At 70.6% G+C, this 26,470-nt stretch carries 25 protein-coding genes and 1 pseudogene; 21 read left to right on the top strand and 5 right to left on the bottom strand.

Annotated elements, in window-relative coordinates; genetic code table 11:
* Positions 1-16 precede the first annotated feature (16 nt).
* Both steA and ADL03_RS29185 read left to right on the top strand, forming a co-directional pair.
* Positions 17-1,201 carry a putative cytokinetic ring protein SteA gene (steA, locus tag ADL03_RS29190; protein ID WP_053736756.1) on the top strand — a complete coding sequence of 395 codons (1,185 nt, stop codon included), beginning with the start codon at positions 17-19 and terminating at the stop codon, positions 1,199-1,201.
* Complete coding sequence (locus ADL03_RS29185) at positions 1,198-2,136, top strand: copper transporter (RefSeq protein WP_053736755.1); 939 nt, start codon at positions 1,198-1,200, stop codon at positions 2,134-2,136. The genes steA and ADL03_RS29185 overlap by 4 nt, the downstream gene beginning before the upstream one ends.
* A 9-nt stretch (positions 2,137-2,145) precedes the next feature.
* Here ADL03_RS29185 and ADL03_RS29180 read toward each other — a convergent pair whose 3' ends face one another.
* Positions 2,146-2,829 carry a hypothetical protein gene (locus ADL03_RS29180; RefSeq protein ID WP_053736754.1) on the bottom strand — a complete coding sequence of 228 codons (684 nt, stop codon included), beginning with the start codon at positions 2,827-2,829 and terminating at the stop codon, positions 2,146-2,148.
* Positions 2,830-2,909: 80 nt separating this feature from the next.
* Between ADL03_RS29180 and ADL03_RS29175 the strand changes: the two genes are divergently transcribed.
* From ADL03_RS29175 to ADL03_RS29160, 4 genes are all read left to right on the top strand, one after another.
* Positions 2,910-3,539 (top strand): class I SAM-dependent methyltransferase, encoded by a 630-nt coding sequence (locus ADL03_RS29175; protein ID WP_053736798.1) that lies wholly within the window; start codon positions 2,910-2,912, stop codon positions 3,537-3,539.
* Positions 3,540-3,673: 134 nt separating this feature from the next.
* Positions 3,674-5,356, top strand: coding sequence for a CTP synthase (locus ADL03_RS29170; protein ID WP_053736753.1), 1,683 nt, complete (start codon positions 3,674-3,676; stop codon positions 5,354-5,356).
* Positions 5,353-5,973, top strand: a complete 621-nt coding sequence (locus tag ADL03_RS29165) for an NUDIX domain-containing protein (RefSeq protein ID WP_053736752.1) — start codon at positions 5,353-5,355, stop codon at positions 5,971-5,973. Before ADL03_RS29170 ends, ADL03_RS29165 begins: the two co-directional genes overlap by 4 nt.
* Before the next feature lie 9 nt (positions 5,974-5,982).
* A complete protein-coding gene (locus tag ADL03_RS29160) occupies positions 5,983-6,378 on the top strand; it encodes a DUF2752 domain-containing protein (RefSeq protein ID WP_053736751.1) in 396 nt (131 codons plus the stop codon).
* Between the two features lie 37 nt (positions 6,379-6,415).
* Here the strand turns inward: ADL03_RS29160 and ADL03_RS29155 are convergent, their stop codons facing one another.
* The gene (locus ADL03_RS29155; RefSeq protein ID WP_053736750.1) at positions 6,416-7,057 is read right to left on the bottom strand and encodes an NINE protein; all 642 of its coding nucleotides are present in this window, start codon (positions 7,055-7,057) and stop codon (positions 6,416-6,418) included.
* A gap of 53 nt (positions 7,058-7,110) precedes the next feature.
* Between ADL03_RS29155 and ald the strand changes: the two genes are divergently transcribed.
* The 9 genes and pseudogenes from ald to ADL03_RS29110 all read left to right on the top strand — a co-directional run bounded on the left by ald (position 7,111) and on the right by ADL03_RS29110 (position 16,537).
* Positions 7,111-8,184 (top strand): alanine dehydrogenase, encoded by a 1,074-nt coding sequence (gene ald / locus ADL03_RS29150; RefSeq protein WP_053736749.1) that lies wholly within the window; start codon positions 7,111-7,113, stop codon positions 8,182-8,184.
* A complete protein-coding gene (xerD, locus tag ADL03_RS29145; protein WP_157529430.1) occupies positions 8,178-9,065 on the top strand; it encodes a site-specific tyrosine recombinase XerD in 888 nt (295 codons plus the stop codon). Before ald ends, xerD begins: the two co-directional genes overlap by 7 nt.
* Before the next feature lie 24 nt (positions 9,066-9,089).
* On the top strand, positions 9,090-9,419 hold the full coding sequence (locus ADL03_RS29140; protein ID WP_053736748.1) for a helix-turn-helix transcriptional regulator: 330 nt from the start codon (positions 9,090-9,092) through the stop codon (positions 9,417-9,419).
* A gap of 142 nt (positions 9,420-9,561) precedes the next feature.
* On the top strand, positions 9,562-10,485 hold the full coding sequence (locus ADL03_RS29135) for a ParA family protein (RefSeq protein ID WP_053736747.1): 924 nt from the start codon (positions 9,562-9,564) through the stop codon (positions 10,483-10,485).
* The gene (locus ADL03_RS29130; protein WP_053736746.1) at positions 10,482-10,808 is read left to right on the top strand and encodes a hypothetical protein; all 327 of its coding nucleotides are present in this window, start codon (positions 10,482-10,484) and stop codon (positions 10,806-10,808) included. The genes ADL03_RS29135 and ADL03_RS29130 overlap by 4 nt, the downstream gene beginning before the upstream one ends.
* Positions 10,805-11,635, top strand: a complete 831-nt coding sequence (locus ADL03_RS29125; RefSeq protein WP_053736745.1) for a ScpA family protein — start codon at positions 10,805-10,807, stop codon at positions 11,633-11,635. The genes ADL03_RS29130 and ADL03_RS29125 overlap by 4 nt, the downstream gene beginning before the upstream one ends.
* Positions 11,636-12,438: 803 nt before the next feature.
* Positions 12,439-13,002, top strand: a pseudogene (gene scpB / locus ADL03_RS29120) (SMC-Scp complex subunit ScpB); the annotation flags it as partial.
* The gene (locus ADL03_RS29115) at positions 12,887-13,732 is read left to right on the top strand and encodes a pseudouridine synthase (RefSeq protein WP_369809033.1); all 846 of its coding nucleotides are present in this window, start codon (positions 12,887-12,889) and stop codon (positions 13,730-13,732) included. The pseudogene scpB and the gene ADL03_RS29115, both read left to right, overlap by 116 nt.
* A gap of 75 nt (positions 13,733-13,807) precedes the next feature.
* Complete coding sequence (locus tag ADL03_RS29110) at positions 13,808-16,537, top strand: hypothetical protein (protein WP_053736743.1); 2,730 nt, start codon at positions 13,808-13,810, stop codon at positions 16,535-16,537.
* Positions 16,538-16,561: 24 nt separating this feature from the next.
* Here the strand turns inward: ADL03_RS29110 and ADL03_RS29105 are convergent, their stop codons facing one another.
* A complete protein-coding gene (locus ADL03_RS29105) occupies positions 16,562-16,792 on the bottom strand; it encodes a hypothetical protein (protein ID WP_157529428.1) in 231 nt (76 codons plus the stop codon).
* A gap of 337 nt (positions 16,793-17,129) precedes the next feature.
* On the opposite strand from ADL03_RS29105, the gene ADL03_RS29100 reads away from it, so the two are divergent.
* The 5 genes from ADL03_RS29100 to ADL03_RS47515 all read left to right on the top strand — a co-directional run bounded on the left by ADL03_RS29100 (position 17,130) and on the right by ADL03_RS47515 (position 22,659).
* Complete coding sequence (locus ADL03_RS29100) at positions 17,130-19,862, top strand: helix-turn-helix domain-containing protein (RefSeq protein WP_053736741.1); 2,733 nt, start codon at positions 17,130-17,132, stop codon at positions 19,860-19,862.
* 81 nt (positions 19,863-19,943) lie between these two features.
* Positions 19,944-20,687 carry an ABC transporter permease gene (locus ADL03_RS29095; RefSeq protein ID WP_197288727.1) on the top strand — a complete coding sequence of 248 codons (744 nt, stop codon included), beginning with the start codon at positions 19,944-19,946 and terminating at the stop codon, positions 20,685-20,687.
* On the top strand, positions 20,684-21,451 hold the full coding sequence (locus tag ADL03_RS29090; protein ID WP_053736794.1) for an ABC transporter permease: 768 nt from the start codon (positions 20,684-20,686) through the stop codon (positions 21,449-21,451). Before ADL03_RS29095 ends, ADL03_RS29090 begins: the two co-directional genes overlap by 4 nt.
* On the top strand, positions 21,435-22,232 hold the full coding sequence (locus tag ADL03_RS29085) for an ABC transporter ATP-binding protein (RefSeq protein ID WP_053736740.1): 798 nt from the start codon (positions 21,435-21,437) through the stop codon (positions 22,230-22,232). The genes ADL03_RS29090 and ADL03_RS29085 overlap by 17 nt, the downstream gene beginning before the upstream one ends.
* Before the next feature lie 13 nt (positions 22,233-22,245).
* Positions 22,246-22,659 carry a DUF5956 family protein gene (locus ADL03_RS47515; protein ID WP_053736739.1) on the top strand — a complete coding sequence of 138 codons (414 nt, stop codon included), beginning with the start codon at positions 22,246-22,248 and terminating at the stop codon, positions 22,657-22,659.
* A gap of 302 nt (positions 22,660-22,961) precedes the next feature.
* Here the strand turns inward: ADL03_RS47515 and ADL03_RS29075 are convergent, their stop codons facing one another.
* Together ADL03_RS29075 and ADL03_RS29070 are read right to left on the bottom strand one after the other, a co-directional pair.
* On the bottom strand, positions 22,962-23,687 hold the full coding sequence (locus tag ADL03_RS29075; protein ID WP_053736738.1) for an IniB N-terminal domain-containing protein: 726 nt from the start codon (positions 23,685-23,687) through the stop codon (positions 22,962-22,964).
* A 155-nt stretch (positions 23,688-23,842) separates the two neighbouring features.
* Entirely contained in the window at positions 23,843-25,012 is a 1,170-nt protein-coding gene (locus tag ADL03_RS29070; RefSeq protein WP_053736737.1) for a 4-hydroxybenzoate 3-monooxygenase, read from the bottom strand.
* A 179-nt stretch (positions 25,013-25,191) separates the two neighbouring features.
* Between ADL03_RS29070 and ADL03_RS29065 the strand changes: the two genes are divergently transcribed.
* Positions 25,192-26,208, top strand: coding sequence for an ABC transporter substrate-binding protein (locus ADL03_RS29065; RefSeq protein WP_053736736.1), 1,017 nt, complete (start codon positions 25,192-25,194; stop codon positions 26,206-26,208).
* Positions 26,209-26,470 lie beyond the last annotated feature (262 nt).

Below are 26,470 nucleotides of genomic sequence, written 5' to 3'. Positions count from 1 at the left end.
CAGTCACTATCGGCACATGAAGCTTTCCGGGTTGCTGAGCCGCACCAACCACGAACTTCCCGGTGTGACGGGTGTCGCGCGGGTCGATCGGCGCGTGAGCGACCTGGTGCGGCGGATCAGTCCCGGGGACGTGGCCGTGTTCGACCTGGTCGACCTCGACCGGCGCACCGCGGAGGCGCTCGTCACCGCCGAGGTGGTGGGGGTGGTGAACGCCTCCCCGTCCATCTCCGGCCGCTTTCCCAACCTGGGGCCGGAACTGCTGATCGAGGCGGGCATCCCGCTCATCGACAACGTCGGCGCCACCGCGTTGCGCGAGATCAGGGAAGGCACGAAGATCCGCTTGCACGAGGGTGTCGTGTACGCGGGGGAACGCGAGCTCGCCAAGGGGGTCGAGCAGAACGCGGAGAGCGTCGCCGACGCCATGATCGAGGCGAAGGCCGGCATGTCGGCGCAGCTGGAGGCGTTCTCCGCCAACACCATCGAGTTCCTGCGCAGGGAACGCGCGCTCGTCCTCGACGGCGTCGGCGTGCCCGAGGTGTACGTGGCGATGCGCGACCGGCAGGTGCTCGTCGTCGCGGGCGGGCCGTCGCACGCGGAGGAGCTGCGCAAGCTCAGGAAGTACATCCGTGAGTACCGGCCGGTGCTGATCGGCGTCGACACCGGCGCGGACACGTTGCACGACGCGGGACTCAAGCCGGACATCGTCGTCGGCGACCCCGACGGCATCGGCACCGCGTCACTGCGCGCCGCCACCGAGGTGGTCGTCCCGGCGCAGACCGACGGCCACGCGCCCGGCCTGCAACGCATCCAGGACCTCGGCATCGGCGCGGTGACCTTCCCCGCGTCCGGCAACGCCGAGGACCTCGCGTTGCTGCTGGCCGAGGCGCACGGCGCGTCCCTCGTCGTCACGGTCGGGCTGCGCGCGACGCTGCGCGAGTTCCTCGACCGCGGGCACTCCGGTTCGAACCCCTCCACGTTCCTCACCCGGCTGAAGCTCGGCAGCTTGCTCGTGGACGGGGAGGCCGTCGCGACCCTGCACCGCAGCCGGGTCTCGCTGGGCGTGATCGTCCTGCTGGTGGCCGCCGCGATCGCCGCCATGGCCGCGGCACTCGCCGTGTCCGGCGTCGGTCACGTCTACGTCGACATCGTGGTCGACGGCTGGCAATCCGTCGTCAACTGGTTCAAGGGGTTCTTCTCGTGATCTCGCTGCGCTACCACATCGTCTCGATCACCGCGGTGTTCCTCGCACTGGCGGTGGGGGTCGTGCTCGGCTCGACCGCGATCAGCGGGCGGCTGCTGTCCGGGCTGAGCGACGAGAAGAACTCGTTGGCACAGCAGGTGAACGACCTGCAGAACGACCGCAACGGGCTGAACGCCAAGCTGACCGAGGCCGACAAGTTCGCCGCGTCCGTCGGCCCGCTCGCCGTGAAGGGCCGGCTGACGGACCGCACCGTGGTGCTCGTGACCACCTCGGACGCCCGGCCGTCCGACCGCGACGCCCTGTCCGGCCTGCTGAAGGCCGCGGGCGCCACGGTCACCGGCGAGCTCCAGCTGACCGACGCGTTCGCCGACCCGGCGCGCGGTGACCAGCTGCGCGAGCTCGTGGCCCGGTTGCAGCCCGCGGGAACGCAGCTGCCGACCGCCGCCGACCCCGGCACCCGCGCCGGTGGCCTGTTCGGCGCGTTGCTGCTGCTCAACCCCACCACCAACCAGCCGCAGGCCTCCCCCGACGAGACCGCGGCCGCCCTCGCCGGGCTCTCCAACGCCGGTTTCGTGAAGGCCACCTCCGGCATGAAGCCCGCGCAGCTCGCCATCGTGCTGACCGGCGGCGCGGCGCTCGGCGACTCGGCCGCGGACCGGGCCTCGACGGTCGCGCGGTTCGCCACCCAGCTCGACCGCGCCGGCGCGGGTGTCGTGCTGGCCGGTGCGAACGGCTCCGCGAACGGCACCGGCGCGATCGGTGTGGTGCGGGCGGACACGAACGCGACGTCGGTTCTGTCCACGGTGGACAACTCCGACACCTCGGCCGGTCAGGTCGTCGCGGTGCTGGCGCTGCACGAACAGCTCGAAGGCCGGTCCGGCCGGTACGGCGTCGCGGGCAACGCCGAGGCCTCGTCGCCGGGCACCGCCAGCTAGACCGGGGTCTCAGTACTCGGTCGTCCAGTCGCCCGGCAGCACCGCCAGCAGCTCCTCCAGCGCCTCCGGCGTGCGGGCACGGGCCCACAGCCACTGCCGGTCGTCCTCGCGGATGAGCACGTCGTCGGTGCCGAACCACCTGGAGTTCGGGCTGTGCAGCGGCAACGGCCGGAACTGGCTCTCCAGCAGGGAGATGTCCGCCTCGGACATCTCCCTGTCGGCCGTCTGGGCACCGTCGCGGAACAACGCCTCCGACAGCACCAGCTCCACGCACGCCTGGGACAGCCGCGGCAGCCACGGGTCCCACGTCTCCTCGGACTTGTCGACCAGGTCGAGCTTGATCAGCACCGCCGGGTCCTCGTCCCGCGCGGTCGTGCCCCAGGCCGCCACCCACTGGTTCTCGTGGCGGAACACCAGCACGTCGCCGTCCAGCCGCAGCTCGGCGGGCAGCAGCAACCGGTCCTGGTTGCTGGTCAGGTCGGGGCGCTTGCCGAACAGCGCGTAGGCCTCGCGCAACGCCGCCGGGATCCGCACACCCAGCCGTGCCTCGGCCGCGTCGAGGTCCGCGTTGCTCCAGCCGTCCTGCGCCTCGATCGGCTCGGCCCACCCGGCCGCGAACCCTTCGATGAACCGCCACGCGGCCGCGCGGTTCCGCACCGCCCTGGCCGCCGCTCCCACCACGTCGAAGGTCACGCGCCCACGATTCCCGATCGGGCGCCGGGCCGCGCGTGGTTCGGAGAATCCCGTACCGCGGCGGACTACGGTTGCCGGTCGTGACCGACACCGCCGACACCGCCGCCGCTTACGACGCCGTCGCTGTCCGCTACGCCGAGCTGTTCAGCGACGTGCTCGCGACCCTGCCGCTGGAACGCGCGCTGCTGGCCGCATTCGCCGAGCTCGTGCTGGCCCACGACGCCGGACCGGTCGCCGACATCGGTTGCGGGCCCGGACACGTCACGGCGCACGTGCGCGCGCTCGGGCTAGACGCGTTCGGCATCGACGTGTCCGCGGAGATGGTCGCGCTGGCCCGCGCGGCCCAGCCGCACGTGCGGTTCGACGTCGGGTCGATGCTGGAGCTGGACCTCGCCGACGGTTCGCTGGGCGGCGTGCTCGCGTTGTTCTCGACGATCCACCTGCCACCGCGGCAGCTGCCGATGGCGTTCGAGGAGTTCTATCGGGTGCTTTCGCCGGGCGGTCACCTGCTGCTCGGGTTCCTGGCCGGTGACGATCCGCTGCCGCGCGAGGTCGACCACCGGGTCGCCCCCGCCCACGAGTGGTCACCGGGCGTGCTCGCGGATCTGCTGGGGCGCAACGGGTTCGCCGAGGCCGGGCGGCTGACGCGGGAGCCGCACGAGGGTGAGCGGTTCCGCTCCGGCCTGCTGCTGGCGCGCAGGCAGGCGTGAGCCCGTTCCACCTGCTGGGCCGATCGGGTGATGTGATCTGCCGGGTCGTGGTGCGCTGAGTGACCGGCGGCGTGTTAGCGTTAGGGCCCGTGGACGGGGGACTTTCCCCCACGATTTTCACGGGAGCCCCGTTGGTGCAGCAGGCACGTACGACCAAGCACGTCTTCGTCACAGGGGGCGTCGCCTCCTCGCTGGGCAAGGGGCTCACCGCGTCGAGCCTCGGTCAGTTGCTGACCTCGCGCGGTCTGCGGGTGACGATGCAGAAGCTCGACCCGTACCTCAACGTGGACCCCGGCACGATGAACCCGTTCCAGCACGGCGAGGTCTTCGTGACCGACGACGGCGCGGAGACGGACCTCGACATCGGCCACTACGAGCGGTTCCTCGCGCGGGACCTGAGCGGCGACGCCAACGTCACCACCGGTCAGGTGTACTCCGAGGTGATCGCGAAGGAGCGGCGCGGCGAATACCTGGGCGACACGGTCCAGGTGATCCCGCACATCACCGACGAGATCAAGCGCCGCATCCGCGCGATGGCCGAGCCGGACGCCGACGGCGTCACCCCGGACGTGGTCATCACCGAGGTCGGCGGCACGGTCGGTGACATCGAGTCGCTGCCGTTCCTGGAGGCCTGCCGCCAGGTCCGCCACGACGTCGGCCGCGACAACGTCTTCTTCCTGCACGTCAGCCTGGTGCCGTACCTGGCGCCGTCCGGCGAGCTGAAGACCAAGCCGACCCAGCACTCGGTGGCGGCGCTGCGCAACATCGGCATCCAGCCGGACGCGATCGTGTGCCGCGCCGACCGGGAGATCCCGGACGCGTTGAAGCGCAAGATCGGCCTGATGTGCGACGTCGACACCGACGCCGTCGTGGCCGCCGTGGACGCGCCGTCGATCTACGACATCCCGAAGGTGCTGCACGCCGAGGGCTTGGACGCCTACGTCGTGCGCCGCCTCGACCTGCCGTTCCGCGACGTCGACTGGACGGTGTGGGGCGACCTGCTCGAGCGCGTGCACAACCCGTCGGAGACGGTGAAGATCGCGCTGGTCGGCAAGTACGTCGACCTGCCGGACGCCTACCTCTCGGTCACCGAGGCGCTGCGCGCCGGCGGGTTCGCCCACCACGCGAAGGTCGAGATCAAGTGGGTGCCGTCCGACGAGTGCCAGACGCCCGAGGGCGCGGCACGGGCGTTGTCCGGCATGGACGCGGTGCTGATCCCCGGTGGGTTCGGCGTGCGCGGCATCGAGGGCAAGATCGGCGCCCTGAAGCACACCCGCACCCGCGGTGTGCCGACGCTGGGCCTGTGCCTGGGCCTGCAGTGCATGGTCATCGAGGCCGCGCGCAACCTCGCGGGCATCGAGGACGCGATCTCGTCGGAGTTCGACGAGGGCGGTTCGCCGGTCATCTCCACGATGGCCGACCAGGAGGACGTCGTCTCCGGTCAGCGCGACATGGGCGGCACGATGCGGCTCGGCGCGTACCCCGCGCAGCTGACGCCGGGCTCGGTGGTCGCGAACGCCTACGGCGCCACCGAGGTGTCCGAGCGGCACCGGCACCGCTATGAGGTCAACAACGCCTACCGCGGCAAGCTGGCCGACGCCGGCCTGGTCTTCTCCGGCACCTCGCCGGACGGCCGCCTGGTCGAGTTCGTCGAGCTCCCCGCCGACGTGCACCCGTTCTACGCGGCCACGCAGGCGCACCCGGAGCTCAAGTCCCGCCCGACGAAGCCGCACCCGCTGTTCGCGGCGTTCGTGAAGGCCGCGATCGACTACCGGGTGGCCGACCGCCTCCCCCTCACCGCGGGAGCCGCGAAGTGACCACTCGGCACGACTTCCGCACCGTCTCCAGCGAGGACCTGCACGTCGGCAAGATCCTGGCGTTGCGCGTCGACGAGGTCGAGATGCCCGGCGGCGGCACCGCCAAGCGCGAGATCGTCGAGCACGCCGGCGCCGTCGCCGTGGTCGCGGTCGACGACGAGGGCCAGGTCACGCTGGTCCACCAGTACCGGCACGCGCTCGGCAGGCACCTGTGGGAGCTGCCCGCCGGTCTGCTCGACCACGACGGCGAACCGCCCGTGGCCGGCGCCCGGCGCGAGCTGGCCGAGGAGGTCGGCCTGGACGCCGCCACGTGGCACGTCCTGGTCGACGTCGCCGCCTCACCGGGGTTCACCGACGAGGTCGTGCGGGTCTTCCTCGCGCGGGAGCTCTCCGAGGTGGACCGCGACGTCCAGGGCGACGAGGAGGCGGACCTGGAGGTCCACCGCTTCCCGCTCGCCGAGGCGGTGCGCATGGTGCTCGCCGGTGACATCGTGAACGCGTCCTCCGTCGCCGGGCTGCTCGCCGCCCGCGAGGTGCTGGAGGGCCGCACCGAACCGCGTCCCGCCGACGCGCCGTTCCGGGACAAGCCCACGCGGTTCCCCGCGCGCAAGAAGTAGGGAAGAGCGATGAAGACGCTGAAGGGCGCCCTGTGGAGGTTGCGGGCGCCCCTCAGCGTGCTCGCGGCCGGCGGCGCCGGTGCCGTCGTGCTGCTGTTCGTCGACCCGAACCAGCCGGACAACCTGCTGCCCAGGTGCCCGTTCAACTGGCTCACCGGGCTGAACTGCCCCGGCTGCGGCATGACGCGCATGGCACACGCGTTGCTGCACGGTGATGTCGTTGCCGCGTGGCACTTCAACGCCGCGATGCTCGTGGTCGGCGTGCCTCTCGCCGCGTGGTTGTTCGCGCGGTGGGTCCGGACGGCGTGGACCGGGCAACGCCGGCAGTTGCCCAAGCAGGTGCCGTGGCTGGTGCTCGCCTTCGCGCTCGTGTGGGGCGTCGGGCGCAACCTGGCGGGGATCTAGCGGCGCAGGACCGTGGCCCCGCGCCGTCGAACCGGACTCAGCCGCGCAGCGGTCGTCCCTCGGCGTCCGTGCCGCCGTTGACCAGGATGATGATCCCGTCGACCAGCGCCCAGATGCCGCAGCCACCGCAGGTCAGCAGCTGCGCGACCGCGATCCCGGTGTCGCCCATGTAGAAGCGGCCGACACCGAAGTGGCCGAGGAACAGCTGCAGCACACCCGCGGCGACCTTCGACTTGTCCGAGTACGGGATGCCGGTGACCGGGTCGTAGCCGTAGGGCGCGCCGGGGTATCCCATGCCCGGTGCCATACCGGGAGGAGGCGGCGTGGCGTACTGCGGCTGCGCGTACTGCTGACCCGTGTACGGCTGCTGGCCGGTGTACTGCTGCTGCGGGCCCGTGTACTGCTGCGGCGGCACGTACGGCTGTGTGGCCTGCGGCGGCGGCACGGCGGCGAACGGCACCGACGGCGGCGCGAGGAACGGCGGGTGCGGCTGCGGCAGGTCGCGGAAGAGCTCGGCGAGCTCCGCGTACGACTGCGCGTTCGACGCGCGGTTGACCCGTTCCTGGTACTCGGTGATGTCGAGCCGCGCTTGCGCGAAGTGGTCGTTGAGCGCGGTGATCGCCTCTTCGCGCTGTTGGTTGCCGATGCGCTGCTGCTCTGGCCCGAAAGGTTGTGACACGGCTGCGCACGTTATCCGATGCAGGAGATCGAGTTGCGGAATACGCTGCGACGATGCTGGTCGGTGTCCCAAAGGAGATCAAGAACCACGAGTACCGCGTCGCCATCACCCCCGCCGGGGTGGTCGAGCTGGTCCGCCGCGGGCACGACGTCGTGATCGAGCACGAGGCAGGAGCGGGGTCGTCGTTCCCCGACCACGAGTACACAGCGGCCGGAGCGCGCATCGCCGCCACCGCCGACGAGGTGTGGGCGACGGCCGACCTGGTGCTGAAGGTCAAGGAACCGATCGAGCCCGAGCACCACCGGATGCGCCGGGACCAGGTCCTCTTCACCTACCTGCACCTGGCGGCCTCGCCGGCGTGCACCCAGGCGATCGCGGACTCCGGCATCACGGCCATCGCGTACGAGACCGTGCAGCTGCCGGACGGGTCGTTGCCGTTGCTGGCGCCGATGAGCGAGATCGCGGGCCGGATGGCCGCGCAGGTCGGCGCGCACTGCCTGGAACGCGCGCAGGGCGGCCGCGGCGTGCTGCTCGGCGGTGCTCCCGGTGTCGCGGCGGGCAAGGTCGTGGTGATCGGCGCGGGCGTGGCGGGCATGAACGCGGCGACGATGGCGGTCGGCATGCAGGCCGAGGTCGTCGTGCTCGACACCAACGTCAACCGGTTGCGGCAGATCGACTTCAGCTACCGCGGGCACCTGCAGACCATCGCGTCCAACGCCTACGAGGTCGAGAAGGCCTGCCGCTGGGCGGACCTGGTGATCGGCGCGGTGCTGGTGCCGGGGGCCCGCGCGCCGAAGCTCGTCAGCAACGAGCTGGTGGCGCGGATGCGGTCCGGGAGCGTGCTCGTGGACATCGCGATCGATCAAGGCGGCTGTTTCGAGGACTCGCGGCCGACGACACACGACGACCCGACCTACCGTGTGCACGACTCGGTGTTCTACTGCGTCGCGAACATGCCGGGCGCGGTGCCGAACACGTCGACGTACGCGCTGACGAACGTCACACTGCCGTACGTGATCGCGTTGGCGGACAAGGGTTTTGACCGTGCTGTCGCAGATGATCCGGCGTTGGCGAAGGGTGTCAACGCGCGCGCCGGAGAGATCGTGCTGGAAGGACTCGCGTGGTAGCGGACCTGGTGGCGAGCTACCTCCACCACCTGGCGGTCGAACGTGGTACCGCGCGCAACACACTGGACTCCTACACCCGCGACCTGCGCCGCTACACCGAGCACCTGGAGTCGCTCGGGATCACCGACCTGGCGGCGGTGACCGAGCTGCACGTCAGCGAGTTCCTGGCGGCGTTGCGGGAGAGCGGTTTGGCCGCTTCGTCCGCAGCGCGCACATTGGTTGCCGTGCGCGGACTTCATCGATTCGCACACCGTGAAGGCGTGGTGCCCCATGACGCCGCACGGGCCGTGCACCCGCCATCACCGCCGAAGAGACTGCCGAAAGCCTTACCCGTCAACGATGTCCTGACCTTGCTCAACACTGTGGGAAACCTCAGGGACAAAGCCCTGCTGGAGCTGCTGTACTCCACTGGAGCGCGAATTTCCGAGGTGGTCGGGCTCGACGTGGACGACATCGACGCGGCCGAGCGGACCGTGCTGCTCGACGGGAAGGGAGGCAAGCAACGGCTTGTGCCGGTGGGGCGTCCGGCGTTGGCGGCGGTGGACGCGTACCTGGTGCGCGCGCGTCCCGCTTTGGCGGCCAAGGGCCGTGGCACGCCGGCGTTGTTCTTGAACGCGCGCGGCGGGCGGCTTTCACGGCAGAGCGCGTGGACCGTGCTGAAGACGGCCGCGGAGGAAGCGGGCATCACCGCGGCGGTGTCCCCGCACACGTTGCGGCATTCGTTCGCCACCCATCTGCTCGAAGGGGGTGCGGACGTTCGGGTGGTGCAGGAACTGCTCGGGCACGCATCGGTTACGACCACTCAGGTGTACACACTGGTAACCGTTACGACTTTGAGGGAGGTCTACGCAACTGCACACCCTCGGGCCACTGGAACATGAGGCTTCCACGGGTACGGTGGGTGGGTGCCGAACTTGGACGAGCCGTCCCCACAGGCCATTGACCTAGCCGCTGTGCTGCACGCGCTGAGCGACCCGACCAGGCTCGCGGTCGTTCGCCAGATCCAGTCGAGCGGGGAGAGGCTGTGCGGGGCCTTCGAGGTTGACGTCGCGAAGTCGACCCTCTCGCAGCACCTGCGCGTGCTGCGGGAAGCGGGCATCACACGGACCCGGTGCCGCGGCAACCAGCGCTGGGTGTCGCTGCGCCGTGACGACCTGGACCTGCTGTTCCCGGGTCTGCTCGACGTGGTCCTGACAGCGGCCGACCGCCGTACACGTTCGGATGTTCCGGCGTGACCGAGGGTTGACAGCGGCGCCCCGACCCCCAACAGCACATTTTCCGACCTCCACCCGTCCGGCGAGGCGCGTTGCCGCTCGAACGGGTGCGGCCTAGGCTGCGCCCGAAGAGACGATTACGAGCAGTGAGGGAACGTCAGCCATGTCGACACCGGAGCACGCTTTCGCGCCCCGTGCCGACCTGAGCCTGGCCCCGCACGCCGCACCCGTGGACGACGTCGCTCACGAGCAGGTCGACGGCATCGGCCCGACCGGCCGCCAGCGCCGCCACATCTCCGACCCGCCGCCGTTGCTGCACCACGGCCCCGCGAAGATCCTCGCGATCTGCAACCAGAAGGGCGGCGTCGGCAAGACGACGACGACCATCAACCTGGGCGCCGCGCTGGCCGAGTACGGCAGACGGGTGCTGCTCGTCGACTTCGACCCGCAGGGCGCGCTGTCGGTGGGCCTCGGCGTGCACCCGCACCAGCTGGAAACCACGATCTACAACGTCATCATGGAGAACCACACCGCCGTTCCCGACGTGATCCGCAAGACCATGGTCGACGAGATGGACCTGCTGCCGAGCAACATCGACCTGTCGGCGGCCGAGATCCAGCTCGTGTCCGAGGTGGGCCGCGAACACACGCTCGTGCGCACCCTTCGCCCCGTCATCGACCACTACGACTACGTGCTGGTCGACTGCCAGCCCTCGCTCGGCCTGCTCACGGTGAACGCCCTCGCGGCCGCGGACGGAGTGCTGATCCCGCTGGAGTGCGAGTTCTTCTCGCTGCGCGGGGTCGCGCTGCTCATCGACACCATCGAGAAGGTCAAGGAACGGTTGAACCCCAAGCTCACCATCACCGGCATCCTCGCCACGATGTACGACCCCCGCACCCTGCACTCGCGCGAGGTCATGGCCCGCGTCGTGGAGGCGTTCGGCGACATCGTGTTCGACTCGGTCATCAACCGCACGGTGCGCTTCCCGGAGACCACCGTGGCCGGTGAGCCGATCACCCGGTGGGCCCCGCGCTCGTCCGGCGCCAACGCCTACCGCGCGCTGGCCCGAGAGGTGATCGCCCGGTGACCCGTCGCCCCTCACTGCCGGGCGCGGCCGAGCTGTTCCGGGTGACCGCTGCCGCCCCCGCGCCCGACGAGGTGCCCGGCACGGCCGACGCGCCGCAGCAACGCCGTGGCTCCGGCCGCACCAAGCACACCACGAAGATCACGGTGTACGTCTCCGACGAGGAGCTGCTCGCCCTGGAACAGGCCCGCCTGTCGCTGCGCGCCGCACACGGCCTGGCCGTCGACCGCGGCCGCGTGGTGCGCGAGGCGATCGCGATCGTGCTGGACGACCTCGAAACGCAGGGCGACGCCTCGTTGCTGGTACGCAGGTTGCGCGAGCGGTGACCGAGGAAGTACCGGCTGAGGTTGCTGTTCAGGACGATGGCAAGTTCAAGGTCAGGCTGACGAACTTCGAAGGTCCGTTCGACCTGCTGCTGCAGCTCATCTCGCAGCACACCCTGGACGTGACCGAGGTGGCCCTGCACCAGGTCACCGACGACTTCATCGCGCACATCCGCGCCATGGGCGACTCGTGGGACCTCGACGAGACCACCGAGTTCCTGGTGATCGCCGCGACCCTGCTCGACCTGAAGGCGGCCCGCCTGCTGCCCGCCGGTGACGTCGAGGACGAGGACGACCTGGCCCTGCTGGAGGCCCGCGACCTGCTGTTCGCGCGCCTGCTGCAGTACCGCGCCTACAAGCAGGTCGCCGCCCTGTTCGCCGAGCTGGAACAGGGCGCCTTCCGCCGCTACCCGCGCTCGGTGTCGCTGGAACCGCGCTTCGAGGGCCTGCTGCCCGAGGTGATGCTCGGCGTCACCCCCGACCGGTTCGCCCTGATCGCCGCGGCCTCGTTCCGCCCGAAACCCACACGCACCCTGTCGACCGCGCACGTCCACCAGCACCGCGTGTCGATCCGCGAGACCGCCGACGAGCTGCGCACGTTCCTGGTCGAGCGCGGCACGGCGACGTTCACCGAGATCGTCGCCGACTGCACCGAGACGATGCAGGTCGTCGCCCGCTTCCTGGCACTGCTGGAGCTGTACCGGGAGAAGTCGCTCGCCTTCGAGCAGGAGGACCCGCTCGGGCCGCTGCGGGTGACGTGGGTCGGCGGGACGTTGCAGGAAGCGCAGGCCGCGGTGCCGGTCGGCGACGAGGACGAGGACTACGCATGAGCGACCCAGTGGTCGGGCCGGACGCGGCGGAGGTCGAACGGCCGGGGCCGGCGTTCGACGGTGCCTCGGGAGACGTGGCCGGGGGAGATGTGGCCGGGGGAGATGTGGCCGGGGGAGATGTGGCCGGGGGAGATGTGGCCGGGGGAGACGCGGCCGGGGTTGCCGCAGCGGAGGGTGCCGCGCCCGGAGGTGCCGAGGGAGATGTGGCCGCCGGTGACGGTGCCGAAGGCGGCGCGGGCCAGGGTGCTGCGGCTGGTGCTGCCGTGCGAGACCTGGCTGATGGTGGCGCGGCTGACGTTGCCGAAGGCGAGGCAACGGAGGCCGCTGCCCGCACAATCAAGCCCAAGGCCGCGGGGGTCCCCCCGGTTTCCATTCTATCGGCCGGCACCGACGAAAACGGCACGTCAGCTGGCGCGCCTGTGGACAACCGCGGAGGCGCCGGCACCTCGGCCGGGCAGGAGGCCGCCGAGTACGACGCTGCCGCTGCCGCGCTGGCCGCCAAGTGGAGGACCGCGCCCGCCGAAGCGGCCGTGCCGACCCCCGCAGCCGAGACCGGGCCTGCCGAGACCGGGCCTGCCGGGGCCAAGCGTCCGGCCGCCACCAAGCGTGCCGCCGCCAAGCCCCGTGCCAAGGCGTCCAGGGCAACGATCGAGCCGGGCTCCGCGCCCGAGGCGGCCCCCGCGCCCCAGCCGGGCGCTGCTCCCGAGCCCGGAGCCGCACCCGCCGCCGAGGCCGGGCCCGGCGACTCCCAGGACGCCGCCACCCTCGAGACCCAGCTCCTCTCCACCACCCCCGAGGAGCAGATCGAGGACTCCGGTCTCCCCGACCTCACCGACGACGCCGAGCTGGACGGCGCGCTCGAGTCCGTGCTCCTCGTGGTCGACAGCCCGATCGCGGAGGACCAGCTCAGCAGTGCTCTCGAGCAGCCGATTAAGCGAATCAAGCAGGCGCTGCGTAGGATCAGCAGCCGGTACACCGAGTCCGGCAGTGGCATCGACCTGCGCAGGGCGGGAGACGGCTGGCGGTTCTACACGCGGGACCGGTTCGCCCCGTTCGTGGAGAAGCTGTTGCTCGACGGCCAGCGCGCGAAGCTCACGCGCGCGGCGCTGGAGACGCTTGCGGTGATCGCCTACCGGCAGCCTGTGACGAGGGCGCGGATTGCGGCGGTGCGTGGCGTCAACGTGGACGGTGTGATCCGCACCCTGGTCGCGCGGGGGCTCATCGAGGAGACGGGCACCGACAGCGACACGGGTGGGATCCTGTACCGGACGACCGAACTGTTCCTGGAGCGGTTGGGGCTGTCGTCGTTGCGCGACCTGCCGCCAATCGCCCCGCTGCTGCCCGAAGTGGATGCGATCGACGATGTCTGAGAACGAGGGCGTGCGCCTGCAGAAGGTGCTGGCGCAGGCGGGGATCGCCTCGCGCCGCGCTTCGGAGGAGCTGATCGACCAGGGCCGTGTGCAGGTCGACGGCAAGGTGGTGCGCGAGCAGGGGCGCCGGATCGACCCCGAGACGGCGATCGTGCACGTCGACGGCGTGCGGGTGCAGATCCGCGAGGACGTCGTCACGATCGCGCTGAACAAGCCCTACGGGATCCTCTCCACCATGGAGGACGACCTGGGCCGGCCGTGTGTCGGTGACCTGGTGCGCAACCGCAAGGAGCGGCTGTTCCACGTCGGCCGGCTCGACGCCGAGACCGAGGGGCTGCTGCTGCTCACCAACGACGGCGAGCTGGCGCACCGGCTGATGCACCCGAGCTACAACGTCAAGAAGACCTACCTCGCCGAGGTGCCCGGCCCGGTCGAGCGCGGCCTGGGCAAGAAGCTCAAGGCCGGGGTCGAGCTCGACGACGGGCCCGTCAAGGTCGACTCGTTCAAGCTGGTCACGGCGGTGCCGGGCAAGGCGCTGGTCGAGATCGTCGTGCACGAGGGGCGCAAGCACATCGTGCGCCGGCTGATGGAGCACGTCGGCTACCCGGTCGAGTCGCTGGTGCGCACCGCGGTCGGCGAGGTTCTGCTCGGCAACCAGCGGCCCGGCTCGATGCGGGTGCTGAACCGGCAGGAAGTCGGCAGCCTCTACAAGCTCGTCGGTCTCTGAGCGGAACAACGTCGGGAGTTCCGGTCTCCCCGGTGAACCACACGGTGTACACCTGTGGTCACAGGGGGAGACCACATGCCACGTGCGGAACGGCCCCTTGAGGCCGTCGACACCGAACTGGGCCGCTTCGCCGCCGACCTGCGCAGGCTGCGGGACGAGGCGGGCAAGCCGGCCTACCGCGCGCTCGCCGCGCGGGCGCACTACTCGGCCGCCACGCTGTCCGACGCGGCGGGCGGCCGGAAGCTGCCCTCGCTGGCCGTCGCCCTCGCCTACGTCAAGGCGTGCGGGGGTGACGTCGCCGAGTGGGAGCAGCGCTGGCGGACCATCGCCGCGCCGCCGAAACCGGCCGGGGTGGCGCCGTACGTGGGGCTGCAGGCGTTCCAGCGGGAGGACGCCGACCGGTTCTTCGGCCGCGAGCAGCTGACCGCGAAGCTCGCCGCCCTCGTCGCACGTCGCTCGTTCGTCGGCGTGTTCGGCGCGTCGGGCTCCGGCAAGTCGTCGCTGCTGCGCGCGGGCCTGCTGCCGCGGCTGGACCACGCGCTGGTGCTCACCCCCGGCGTGCGCCCGGTCGACGAGTGCGCGGTCCGGCTCGCCCGGCTCACCGGCGGGTCCGCGGTGGCCGTGCGCGCGGACCTGGCCGACCCGGCGGCGCTGGGGCTGCTGGTCGAGCAGCACGACCGGCGCCTCGTGCTCGTGGTCGACCAGTTCGAGGAGGTCTTCACCCTCGCCGGGCCGCAGGAGCGGGACTGGTTCGTCCAGGCCCTGGTCCGGGCGCCGCACGTCGTCATCGGCGTCCGCGCGGACTTCTACGGCCACGTCGGCCGCCACCCCGAGCTGGTCGAGGCGCTGGAGGGCGGTCAGTTCCTGGTCGGCCCGATGACCGCCGACGAGCTGCGCCGCGCCATCACCGAACCCGCGCGGCACGTCGGTGCCACCGTCGAGAACGCGCTGGTCACCCGGCTGATCGCGGACGTCGCGGGTGAGGCGGCCGCGTTGCCGCTCGTGCAGCACGCGCTGGCCGAGACGTGGCACCGGCGCCGCGGCATGACCCTCACGCTGGCCGGCTACGAGGAGGTCGGCGGCGTCGAGCACGCCATCGCCCGCACCGCCGAGTCGGTGTACGCGGAGCTCTCCCCGGCCCGGCAGCGGACCGCGCGGCAGATCTTCCTGCGGCTCATCGCGCCCGGCGAGGGCACCGAGGACACCAAGCGCAGAGCCCTGCGCGACGGCCTCGACGCCTCGGTGCTCGACCGGCTCGCCACCGCACGCCTGGTCACGCTGTCCGCGCAGCACGCCGAGCTCACCCACGAGGCGCTCATCCGCTCGTGGCCGCGGCTGCGCGACTGGGTCGCCGCCAGCCGCAACACCCTGCGCGTGCACCACCAGCTCACCGAGGCCGCCGCCGACTGGGACGGCCACGACCGCGACGTCCTCTACAAGGGCGCCCGGCTGGCCCAGGCCGCCGAGCTGGACGCGGACTCGCTCACCGCGCCCGAACGCGCGTTCCTGCGCGCGAGCCAGGCGGACGACCGGCGCCGCGGCCGGCTCGCGCGCATGGTCGTCATCGTGCTGGCGGTGCTGGTGGTGCTGCTCGCGGGCACGGTGGTGTTCGCGGTGAGCAAGTCGGAGGAGGCGGCGGACCGCAGCGAGGCCGCCGTCGCCGCGGCCGCCGCCGCCCAGGCCAGGTGGCTGCTCAACTCCGGCGACCTGGAACAGGGCCGCGCGATCCGCGTCGCCCTCGCCGCGTACCGGGTGGCGGCGACCGCCGAGAGCCGTGACGTCCTGCTCAGCGCCGACGCGCTCATGCGCCGCCGGGACCTGTCGGCCACACCGGGAGCCACGGCCCGCTTCGACAAGGTGGTCGGCGGCCGGTTCTACGTGCGCGGCACCGACGGCGCGGGCACGGAGCTGTGGGACGTGCGGGCGAACCGGACCGAGCCGGACCTGACCCTGCCCGGCCGTCCGCTGCGCATGAGCGACGACGACCAGCGCGTGATCGTGTCCGGTGGCCAGGGCGCCGAACTGCTCGACGTCACCGACCCCGCCCACCCGCGCAAGCTCGCCGACCTGCCCGTCTCCGGGTTCACCGCCACCGCGAACGGCAGCCTGGACGTGCTCGCCGACCTCGTGCCCGACGCCCGCAGGGGACGGGCGCCGAAGGTGTGGCTGCGCGACGGCGGCAGCTGGCGCGAGGTCGCCGTGCCCGGCGACCGGGAGGCGATCGGCGTGCGGCTGTCCCCGGACGGCCGCACGCTCGTCGTGAAGGGGCTCGACGGCTTCTGGGAGCTGTGGCGGCTCGACGGCGGTGAGGCACGGTTGATGAGCCAGACGGTGATGGGCGTCTGGCCGACCGCCTACGAGTTCAGCCGCGACGGCCGGTTCCTCGTCCAGGTCGGCTCGAACCTGGCCACCGCCCAGGTCTGGGACGTCTCCGACCCGGCCCGCCCGTCGCGGTGGGCGAACTTCCCGCTGCCGTCGGCCAACGACACGACCATGGTCGAGTTCTCCGCCGACAGCCGCCGCGTGCTGGTCGCGTCGGACCGCAGCGCGCACGTCTGGGACCTGACGCGGCAGTACCGGCCGGAGCGGATCGCCGCGTTCGAGGACTTCCCGGAGGACGTCACCGCCGTCGACCACTGGCCCGCGACGGACGAGTTCGCCGTGGTGGTCCGCGGCGAGACCGTCTGGCCGTTGCGCACCGACCTCGGCCAGGTGGTCAGGGACCAGTGCCGCGGCTACGCGGCGTTGTCCGCCCAGGAGTGGATGACCTACTTCCCGGACATCGCGCAACGGCCGGTGTGCTGAGCACGCCGGTGTGCCGGCGGCGGGTCAGTCGCCGCAGGGCAGGCCCAGGCAGCTCGCGTTCACGTGCATCGGCCTGGGGTCGTCGCGCAGCCGCCCGCGGTACCAGCCGTCGCCCACCCACGCCTCGACGAAGAAGCGGGTGCCCTCCGGGATGAAGCGCAGCGGTTCGCCCGGCCACGTCACGTGCACGCCGCGCGCCATCTCGCAGACCATCCTGGCCGGTGCGTCTGGTGCCGTCGTCGAGTCAATGGACACGTCAGGATCTCCCTCGTCGATGCCGGTTCCCCGCCCGGCACCCTCGAATCTAGGGACGATCTCGTTGTCCGGCTTCGTCCCGCGCCAGTGGACAACGTGGTGTTAACAAGGGTTTAGCGGTGGGCGGCGTTTTCGACCACCCACCGCAACGACCGTGAGCGGCTCACCAGAGGACAGCGGAACCGGGGCGCGCGGCGACCGGGAGCTACCCGGTGGTGACGGTCTGGAGTCTCGTTCGTGTGACGTTCGCGCGTCCGCGAACATCCGGTTCGCGAGCGGTTAGCGTGGTGTTGGACGCCAGGCGAACCGTTGGTGGACAATCCGGCCGGGAGGCGGCATGCCACGAGGGGAACGACCGCTGGGGCCGGAGGACACGGCCCTGCTGCGGTTCGCCGGTGACCTGCGCAGACTTCGCGACCAGGCGGGCAAACCGAGCTACCGCGAGCTCGCGCGCCTGGCGAACTACTCGCCCACGGCGCTGTCGGACGCGGCCGGTGGGCGCAAGCTGCCGTCACTCGCGCTGACGCTGGCGTTCGTGCGGGCCTGCGAGGGCGACCCCAGGGAGTGGACGAAGCGCTGGCGCGAGCTGGCCGCCGAGCAGGTCTCCCCGTTGCAGCCCAGCGCGCCGTACGTCGGCGCCGCGCCGTTCCACGAGAAGGACGCCAAGCGGTTCTTCGGTCGCGAGGCCGTCGTCGAACGGGTGCTGGCGACGCCGCGGCCGTTCACCGCGGTGGTCGGGCCCTCCGGTTCCGGCCGCACCTCCCTGCTCGAAGCCGGTCTGCTGCCCGCCCTCGGCCACGCCGTCGTCATCACCCCCGGCGACCGCCCGCTCGACGCGCTGGCCGCCGCGCTCGCCGGCCTCTTCGGCACCACCCGCGAGCAGCTCGCCGCCGAGCTCGCGGCCGACCCCGACCACCTGCGGCTGCGGGTCCGGCAGCACTGCCCGGAGCTCGTCCTGCTCGTCGACGACTTCGAGAAGGCGCTCGGGCACGACGACCTCGTCACCGCGCTGACCCGCTGCCCGCACGTCGTGGTCGCGGTCCGCGCCGACTTCCGGCAGCGCTGCCACGACCACCCCGTGCTCGCGCAGGTCCTGCCCGGCAACGAGGTCACCATCGAGCCGATGACCGCGGAGGAGCTGCGCCGCGCGGTCACCGAACCCGCCGCCCAGCTCGGCGTGTCGGTCGAGACGGCCCTCGTCGCGCGGCTGGTAGCGGACGCGGCCGGTCGGCCCGCGCTGCCGTTCGTGTCCCAGGCGCTGATCGAGACGTGGCGGCGCAAGCGCGGCATGACGCTGTCGCTCGCCGGTTACGAGGAGTCCGGCGGCGTCGAGCACGTCGTGGCGCAGGCCGCCGAGACGTTCTACGCGGCGCTGGGCGAGGACGACCGGCAGGCGGTCCGCAAGGTGTTCCTGCGGCTGGTCTCCGTGCAGCGCAACGGGGTCCCGCAGCGCAAGACGTGCGAGCTCGACCTCGAACCACGCCTGCTCGACCTGCTCGCAGCCACCCGGCTCGTCGTCCTCGGCGAGCACGGCGTCGAGCTCGTCCACGACGCGGTGCTGCGCTGGCCGCGGCTGCGCGGGTGGATCGAGGAGGAGCACGAGAACCTCCGCACGCACCAGCAGCTCGTCACCGCGATCGAGCTGTGGGAGTCGAGCGACCGCGACCCCGGCGCCCTCTACCGCGGTGCCCGGTTGCGCAAGGCCCGCGAGCTGGGCGACTTCCTCACGACGCCGGAACGCCGGTTCGTCGAGCTGAGCGCCCGGCGCGAGACCCGCCGCTCGGTGGCGCTGATCTCGGTCGCGGCCGTGCTCGCGGCGCTCGTGCCCGGCAGCGTCATCTACGCGCTCACCAACGAGCAGCGCATCACCCAGCTCACCGACGAGGCGTTCGGGCGGCAGGCGATGGCCGAGTCGACGGCGTTGATGGAGCAGGGCAAGCCGTTCGCCGACAAGTTCGCCCTGGTCGGGTACAAGGTCGCGCCGTCGCAGGACGCGGAGCGGATCCTGCGGCTGGCCAACGCCTGGACCCGCAGGATCGGGTTCACCGGCACGCCCGCCGACAACGCCAAGGTGCTCACCGCGCCGCGCGGCGAGCTGGCCGCGGTGCGCGACAGCGACGGCACCGACCGGATGTGGCGCCTCGGCGAGGTCGACCCGGTGCCGGGGGAGCGGTTCCCGGCCGGCCACCAGGTCACGCACCTCGCCGAACGCCGCGCGATCACGCAGGACCCCAGCGGCCGGCAGTACCTGTGGTCGGTCACCGACCACACCAGGATGACCCTCCTCTACCCGCTCCCGGCCGGCTTCCGCGCGCAGGACCTCAGCGCGGACGGCTCACGGGTCGTCGGCTACCACGACAACGCGGACCCCGGCCTGCTGAACCCGAACACGCGCGGCCGCGCCGTCCTGCTCGACCTCGCGAACGGCCAGGCGCCGGAGGAGGTCCAGATGCCGATGCGCAGCCCGGACGGCGTCGGGCTGAGCGCGGACGGCCGCGAGCTCGCCACCGCGTTGCAGGACAGGTCCGGCGGCACGACCACGATCAGCCAGTGGCGGATCGGCAGGACGCTGGAGCCGGCCGCGCAGCCGCTGGTGCGGCCCGGACTGGTCAACAAGCTCACCTACAGCCCCGACGGCCGCTGGCTCGCCGGCGAGCACACCCCGGAGTCGACCGTCGAGGTCTGGCAGCTGGTGCCCGGCGGGACCCCGGTGCCCACCGCCACGCTGTCGACCGCGGTGCCCAGCGGCGCGTGGGTCACGTTCGGCACCGACGACCGCGTCGCCGTCGTCCGCGGCCAGACCTTCGAGGTGTACCGGCTCTACCCCGGCGGCCGGCAACCCGACCGGCTCGCCTCGGTCACCGGGCACGGCGGCTCGGTCCACGCCACCTACCGGCCGGCGCACGACGACTTCCTCGTCCGCAGCGGCGGCACCGATCCGCAGCTGCTGACCTACGAGCTCGACGCCGGTCGCATCAGGCGTGAGATGTGCTCGGAAGGGCGCGCACGGCTCACGGACTCCGAATGGGCGAAGAGCTTCGGCGAAGCGGAGCGCGTGGAGGTCTGCTGACTGCCGCCCGTGTGCGGGAAACAACCCGGAGTTGAGCCGGTACGCATTGTGATTGGGTGATCCACTCTCTAGGGTGACCGAGTGCGTGCGTTCACAAGGGGACTCCTGGGCATCGCCGGGTTCCTCGCGCTCTGGGAGCTGTTAGGACGTTCCCCCCTCATCCCGGCCGAAGCGCTACCGCCACCGTCCGTCGTGTTCGGTGAACTCATCGCGCAGCTGATCGACCCGGTGTTCCTCGGCCACGTCGTCGCGACGGTGCTGGCGTTGCTGATCGCCGTCGTGCTGGCGATCGCCATCGCGGTGCCGAGTGGACTCGTGCTCGGCAGCATTCCCGCCGTGCGGCACGCGACCCGCGCCGTCATCGAGTTCCTGCGCCCGATCCCTTCCGTGGCACTGATTCCGCTCGCGCTGGTCATCCTGGGCTTCGGCCCGGAAACGAAGATCACGCTCGCGGTCTACGCGGCACTGTGGCCGATCCTGTTCAACACCATCTACGCGCTCGACGAGCTGGACCCGCTCCAGGTCGAGACGGCGCGGGTCTTCGGCACCGGCCGGGTCGGTGTGCTGTTCCGCGTGGCGCTGCCGAGCGCGCTGCCGTTCGTCCTCACCGGAATCCGGCTCGCGGCCACGACGGCGCTGGTCGTGATGGTGAGCGTGGAGCTCATGGCGGGCGGCGAGGTCGGCCTCGGCTACTTCATCATGGAAGCCCGCAGCGGGCCGGGCCGGATGGACCAGGTGCTGGTCGGCACGGTCGTGGCGGGCGTGATCGGTGTCCTGCTCAACAACGGTCTTGAGCGCGTGCGGCGCCGGTGGGTGGCCTGGTGAACCGATTTTTGCAGCGGTGGACCGTGTTCGCCGGTCTTGTCGCCGTGTGGCAGCTGCTGGGCTGGCTGGCCGACGACCCGTTCTTCCCGCCGCCCTCGCAGATCCTGGTCGCCGCCTACGAGTGGTGGGTGCTCGAACCGGAGAACTTCACCGGGCACGTCGTGCCGTCGGTGGTGCGGCTGCTGTCGGGCTGGGCGATCGCCAGCGTGATCGGCGTGTCGCTGGGACTGCTGCTCGGCCGGTCCGACCGGGCGATGGAGTACGCGGGGCCGCTGCTGGTGTTCCTGCGCTCGATCCCGCCGCCCGCGCTGGTGCCGGTGTTCCTGCTGCTGTTCAAGGCGGGCACGTCGATGCAGCTGGCGACGATCGTGTTCGGCGTGGTCTGGCCGGTGCTGCTCAACAGCGTGGACGGCGCGCGGTCGGTCGACGTGACCAAAGTGGACACTTCGGCGGTCTTCCGGATTCCGCGCTGGCAGTGGGTGCTGGGCGTCGTGCTGCCCGCGGCCTCTCCGAAGATCTTCGCGGGCCTGCGGGTCTCGCTCTCCCTTTCGCTGGTGCTGATGGTGATCTCCGAGCTGGTGGGCACCGACAACGGCATCGGATCGCAACTCATGCAGGCACAGCGCGAGTTCGACTACACGCGCATGTGGGCCGGCATCGTCCTGCTGGGCGTGCTCGGCTACGGACTCAACACCGCGTTGCTCGCGGTGGAACGCAGGGCGTTGGCGTGGCAACCGAGGAGTCGGGATGAGCAACATGCTTGAGGTGGCTGACCTAGGCCACACCTACGGCGACTACGAGGCCATCGGCGGCCTCTCGTTCACCGTGCGAGCCGGTGAGCTGGTGTGCGTGGTCGGACCTTCCGGCTGTGGCAAGTCGACCTTGCTGCGCACCATCTCCGGTCTCATCGCACCGTCGCGCGGTGACGTGTCCCTGAAGGGCTCGCACCTCGCGGTCGTGTTCCAGGACTACTCGCGGTCGCTGTTCCCGTGGCTGACCGTGCAGGGCAACGTCGAGTTCCCGCTGCGGACGCTGCCGCGCGCCGAGCGCAGGACGCGTGCGGCGGAGGCACTGGAGTGGGTCGGGCTGGGCAAGGCCGCGAAGAAGCGGCCGTGGCAGCTCTCCGGCGGCATGCAGCAGCGGGTGGCGATCGCACGGGCGCTGGCGTACCGGCCGTCACTGTTGCTGATGGACGAACCGTTCGCCTCCGTGGACGCGCAGACCCGGTTCGAGCTGGAGGACCTGCTGCTGCGCGTCCGGCGTGAGCACGACACGACCGTTCTGGTCGTCACGCACGACATCGACGAGTCGGTGTACCTGGGTGACCGCATCCTGGTCCTCTCCGGCTCTCCCGCACGCCTCGTGGCCGACCTGGAGGTTCCCTTGCCCGCCGAGCGCGACCAGGTGACGACGCGGACCGACGAGGCCTTCGTGGCGCTGCGTTCGCGCGTCGCGCGGCTGCTCAACGTCGGCAAGCCCGCGCTGGACGTGGACAAGTGGGCCGCCGCCGAGCGGGAGTCGCTGAGCGAGACCGTCAGCTCCTGACACACTTCGCCGCGTGAGCGACTGGAACCTGTTCCTCATCGTCGACGCGGAGCCGGAAGAGATCTCCTCCGCGCCACCGGACCGCGTGGTGGCGTTGCAGGGCAGAAGGCTGCTCCCGTTGCCCGACAACGGATATCAGCTCCTGCTGGCGTGGGTCGCCGGCCCGCGCCGGGTCGTGCGCACCCCGGCTCCGGTGCACCCCGACCAGGAGATCGCCGACGCCTTCGTGAACTCCTACCTCGTCGAGGCGGGCGCCCCACCGCGTCCGGCCGGGTTCTCGTGGTACCTGGACCTGCCGGCCGGAGTGGAACCGGCCGACGTGTGGCGCCTGGTGGACACCGGTGGTGAGCACGGGTCCCGAGTGGACCTCCGCGTTGTCCGCCAAGCGATGGAACGCGGACTGGACACTTTGTACCACCGGGCGTGAGTGCAGAGCCCGACTGGGAAAACCTGGGAAAAAGATCAAGCCGCCGCGAACCCGGTCGAAGACCGCGGTCGTCGACGCAGACGGACGAGCTCCGGACCGCCGCGGTCCGGAGCTCGTCCGCGTCTCACCCCGGACAAGCCGCTGTGCGGCCCGCCAGCCGCTGTGCGGCCGGTCCGGTGCGAGTACCGCGGGAGGGTGTTCCCGGGCTTCAGGGGACGAAGCAGGCGCCGCGCTCGGGGGCAGAGCAGCAGGCGCCCGCCGTCGTCCCACCCCGTGCACCGCCGGTGTGACTACCCGACGGCTCAGAAGTGGATGTTCAGGTCGTTGCCGTTGCCGACACCGCCGTCGAGCAGGTCCAGGTCACCGACGTTGAGGTCGCCCACGACCTGGCCGACGGAGTGGTGGATGTCGCCGACCTGCGCCACGTCCTGCACGACGTTGTCGGTCACGTCCACGACGTGCGTGGCGTCGAGGTTCGCGACGTCCTTGACCAGCACGTCGGTGTCCTTGACGAGCACGTCGGTGTCCACGACGTCCTTCACGAGCACGTCGGTGTCGAGGTCCTTGACCAGCACGTCCGTGTTCACGACGTCCTGCACGCCGGCGACGTCGGTCACCGAGGTGAGGACGGAGTTGTCCTGGGCCACGTCCGTGACGGTGGAGACCACGTCGAGGGTGTTGGCCACGTCGCCCACGTTGCCGAAGTCGCTGACCAGCGCGGTGACCGCGGTCGGCGCGGAGGCGACGTCGGTGATCGAGGTGATGCCACCGAGGTTGCCGGTCACGAACTTGAGCTGGTCGGCGGCGGTGATGTCACCGGTGTGCGCGAGCACGTCGTCGAGCGCGTCGACCTTCGCGACGGACGCGGTGTCGAGGACCAGCGGCAGGATCTCCTGGATCTCGCCGGGGGTGATGTCGCCCAGACCGGCGGCCTCGAGCACGCCCTGCGGGTCCAGCTGGAACGCCTCGCGGGCGTCCAGGTCGCTCAGCAGGTTGAGGGTGAAGTCGTGCAGGGTCTGGGTGCTCATCGGAAACGAGGCTCCTGTGTGATGTTCGGGGGATGTCGGGTTGAACCGTATGGATCAGCGACATCCCCCGGCATCGGGAGTTGGCCCCAGATTGTGACGAAACGAGGTCCCTAGGGGATCAGCTTCACTCGTTAGGGGTGCGGGGATTTCACCCGTTAGGGCCCCACGTAGTTCTCTGCGAACGTCGCCCGGTAGGCAGGCGACTCGGCCAGGTGCTCCAGCCGCGCCTGGGCCAACCGTCCGAAGAACGGGGAGCTCACGTCGGTGTGGATCATGTTGACCATCCACTGCGAGAACTCCTGGGCCCGCCACACCCTTTTGAGACAGTCGTCGGAGTACGTCTTCAGCCCCGTCTCCGAACCGGTGGCGTAGAAGTCGATCAGTGCACGTCCGAAGGTCGCGGCGTCGTTCATGGCCAGGTTCATGCCTTTGGCGCCCATCGGGGTGATGATGTGGGCTGCGTCACCCAGCAGGAACAGCCGTCCGTACGACATGGGCTCGACCACGTGGCTGCGCATGTCGAGCACGCGCTTTTCGACGATCTTCCCCTCGGTCAGCTCCCACGGGGAGTCGTGCAGCGCGAAGCGTTTGTGCAACGCCTCCCAGACCTGTTCGTCGGACCAATCCTCGGCTTTTGTGCCGACCGGCACCTGGAGGTAGAAGCGGGACACCGACGGGCTGCGCAACATGTGTCCGGCGAAACCGTCGGCGTGCAGCGCGTAAATGACGGCTTTAGTCGACGGAGGTGCCTCCGCGAGAATCGTGAGCCACTCGATCCCGTGCTGGTGGGTGAATTCCGTCAGCACTCCCGCGGGAATGCTCGGGCGGGACACGCCGTGGAATCCGTCGCACCCGGCGACGAAGTCACATGAAATTTCCTCACGTACCCCGTCTGTGCTGGTCCAGGCCACGGACGGGGTAGAGCTGGTCAGGTCGCGCAACTCGACGTCACTGACCGAGAACCGGATGTCACCCCCGGCGGCCAGAAATGCCCCGATCAGGTCTTTGACCACTTCCTGCTGGGGGTACACGTAGTGGTGCCGGCCGCCGTACAAGTCGGAGTAGGCGACCTGGAAGCTCCGGCCGTTGACCCGGAATTCACACGTTCCGTGACGATCTGCTTCCATCAGCAAACGATCGGCAAGACCGAGTGACTCCAGCATGGTCACGGAGCGGTGCTCCAGGACTCCGGCACGTGGCCGGGTTTCCACATGGGTTCGACTGGCTTTTTCCAGGACCACGCAGTCGATACCTGACTGCTGGATCAAGTTTGCCAAGGTCAGACCGGCCGGCCCGGCGCCGACGACGGCTACAGCGCGCTTCAACTGGGGTTCTCCTAGCGCTAGACCTGCTGTGCTTAGATGCTCACCGCAGGTAGTGGACTGGAACCTGCTCGTGTCGGTCAACTGGGGTCTTTTGGAGCAGCATCATTACTCTGAGTGGTTGACCGTCGCGACAAAACTCCCCGCAACGACGACACCGCTCCGACAGGAGAGTGCTCCCGATGACTCGAAGAGTCCGCCGTATGGCCGTCCGTGGCATCGCCCTCGCCACGTTGCTCGCCACCGTGGCGAGCTGTGGACTGCTCGGCGGCAAAGAGCAGGCACCCCCGGCTGACGCGAACAACAGCGGTCCGGTCGAGAAGGCCAAGATCACCCTGGGGGTCCTGCCGATCCTCGACGTGGCCTCCGTCCACGTGGCGATCAAGAAGGGTTACTTCAAGGCCGAGGGCCTCGACGTCGACCTCAAGGTCATCCAGGGTGGTGCGGCGGCCATCCCGGGCCTGGTCAGCAAGGACCTGGACTTCACGTTCGGCAACTGGGTCTCGTTCTTCGCCGCGCAGTCGAAGGACGCCGCCAAGGCCGTCGACGGCATCAAGCTCATCTCCGACGGCTACCAGGCCAAGCCCGACATGTTCCTGATCCTGGCGGCCGGTGACTCGGCCATCAAGAGTCCTGCCGACCTCGCCGGCAAGACCATCGCGATCAACACGTTCAAGAACATCGCGGAGCTCACCGCGAAGGCCACGCTCGAGGCCGCGAACGTCGACGTGAACTCGGTCAAGTTCAAGGAGATGCCGTTCCCGGACATGCAGGCGGCGGTCCAGAACAAGACCGTTGACGCTGCCTTCATGGTCGAGCCGTTCATCACCCGCGCCCAGCGCGCCGCCGGTCAGATCAAGGTGCTGGACGCCGCATCCGGCCCGACCGACAACATCCCGATCGCCGGTTACGCGACCACCGGCGCCTTCGCCAAGAACAACCCCAAGACCGTTGCCGCGTTCCAGCGCGCGATGGCCAAGGGCCAGGCCGACGCCACCGACCGTCCCACGGTCGAGCCGCTGCTCGTCGAGTACGCCAAGGTCGACAAGGAAACCGCAGGTCTCGTGCACTTCGGTGCCTTCCCGACCACGCTCGACGCGACCCGCCTGCAGCGCGTCGTCCAGCTGATGGTGCGGTACGGCATGCTGGACAAGGAGCTCGACGTCAAGCCGATGCTCATCCAGCCCTCCGGTAGTTGACGAACAGCGCGAGGGGCTGTGATCGCGCCGTGATCAAAGCCCCTCGCGCCGGTCGTTTCCGCCGTATGAATTATCGGCAAGGGGCCGTTTAGCCGCCCTGTGCAAAGTGGTTGATTCTCGAACCACCGATTTGTCGTCCGAACGGCGGTATGAGAACGGCGCTTTTTACTCCAAGATCCACCAGGTTTGCAGCTATTAAACGGGGCGGGGAGTGTTGACGGTGCGCGGTCGTGAGGACCAGCGAGGCATCGACCGGTTCCGC

Source organism: Nocardia sp. NRRL S-836 (assembly GCF_001279525.1).
Lineage (GTDB): Bacteria > Actinomycetota > Actinomycetes > Mycobacteriales > Pseudonocardiaceae > Lentzea.
Note: the sequence above shows the minus strand (reverse complement) of the source record. Positions and strands in the feature narration are given on the sequence as shown.

Coding starts and splice junctions, on each gene's coding strand:
- steA (WP_053736756.1), top strand. CDS start 17: ATGAAGCTTTCCGGGTTGCTGAGCCGCACCAACCACGAACTTCCCGGT.
- ADL03_RS29160 (WP_053736751.1), top strand. CDS start 5,983: ATGAAGACGCTGAAGGGCGCCCTGTGGAGGTTGCGGGCGCCCCTCAGC.
- ald (WP_053736749.1), top strand. CDS start 7,111: ATGCTGGTCGGTGTCCCAAAGGAGATCAAGAACCACGAGTACCGCGTC.
- ADL03_RS29135 (WP_053736747.1), top strand. CDS start 9,562: ATGTCGACACCGGAGCACGCTTTCGCGCCCCGTGCCGACCTGAGCCTG.
- ADL03_RS29110 (WP_053736743.1), top strand. CDS start 13,808: ATGCCACGTGCGGAACGGCCCCTTGAGGCCGTCGACACCGAACTGGGC.
- ADL03_RS29100 (WP_053736741.1), top strand. CDS start 17,130: ATGCCACGAGGGGAACGACCGCTGGGGCCGGAGGACACGGCCCTGCTG.
- ADL03_RS29085 (WP_053736740.1), top strand. CDS start 21,435: ATGAGCAACATGCTTGAGGTGGCTGACCTAGGCCACACCTACGGCGAC.
- ADL03_RS29075 (WP_053736738.1), bottom strand. CDS start 23,687: ATGAGCACCCAGACCCTGCACGACTTCACCCTCAACCTGCTGAGCGAC.
- ADL03_RS29065 (WP_053736736.1), top strand. CDS start 25,192: ATGACTCGAAGAGTCCGCCGTATGGCCGTCCGTGGCATCGCCCTCGCC.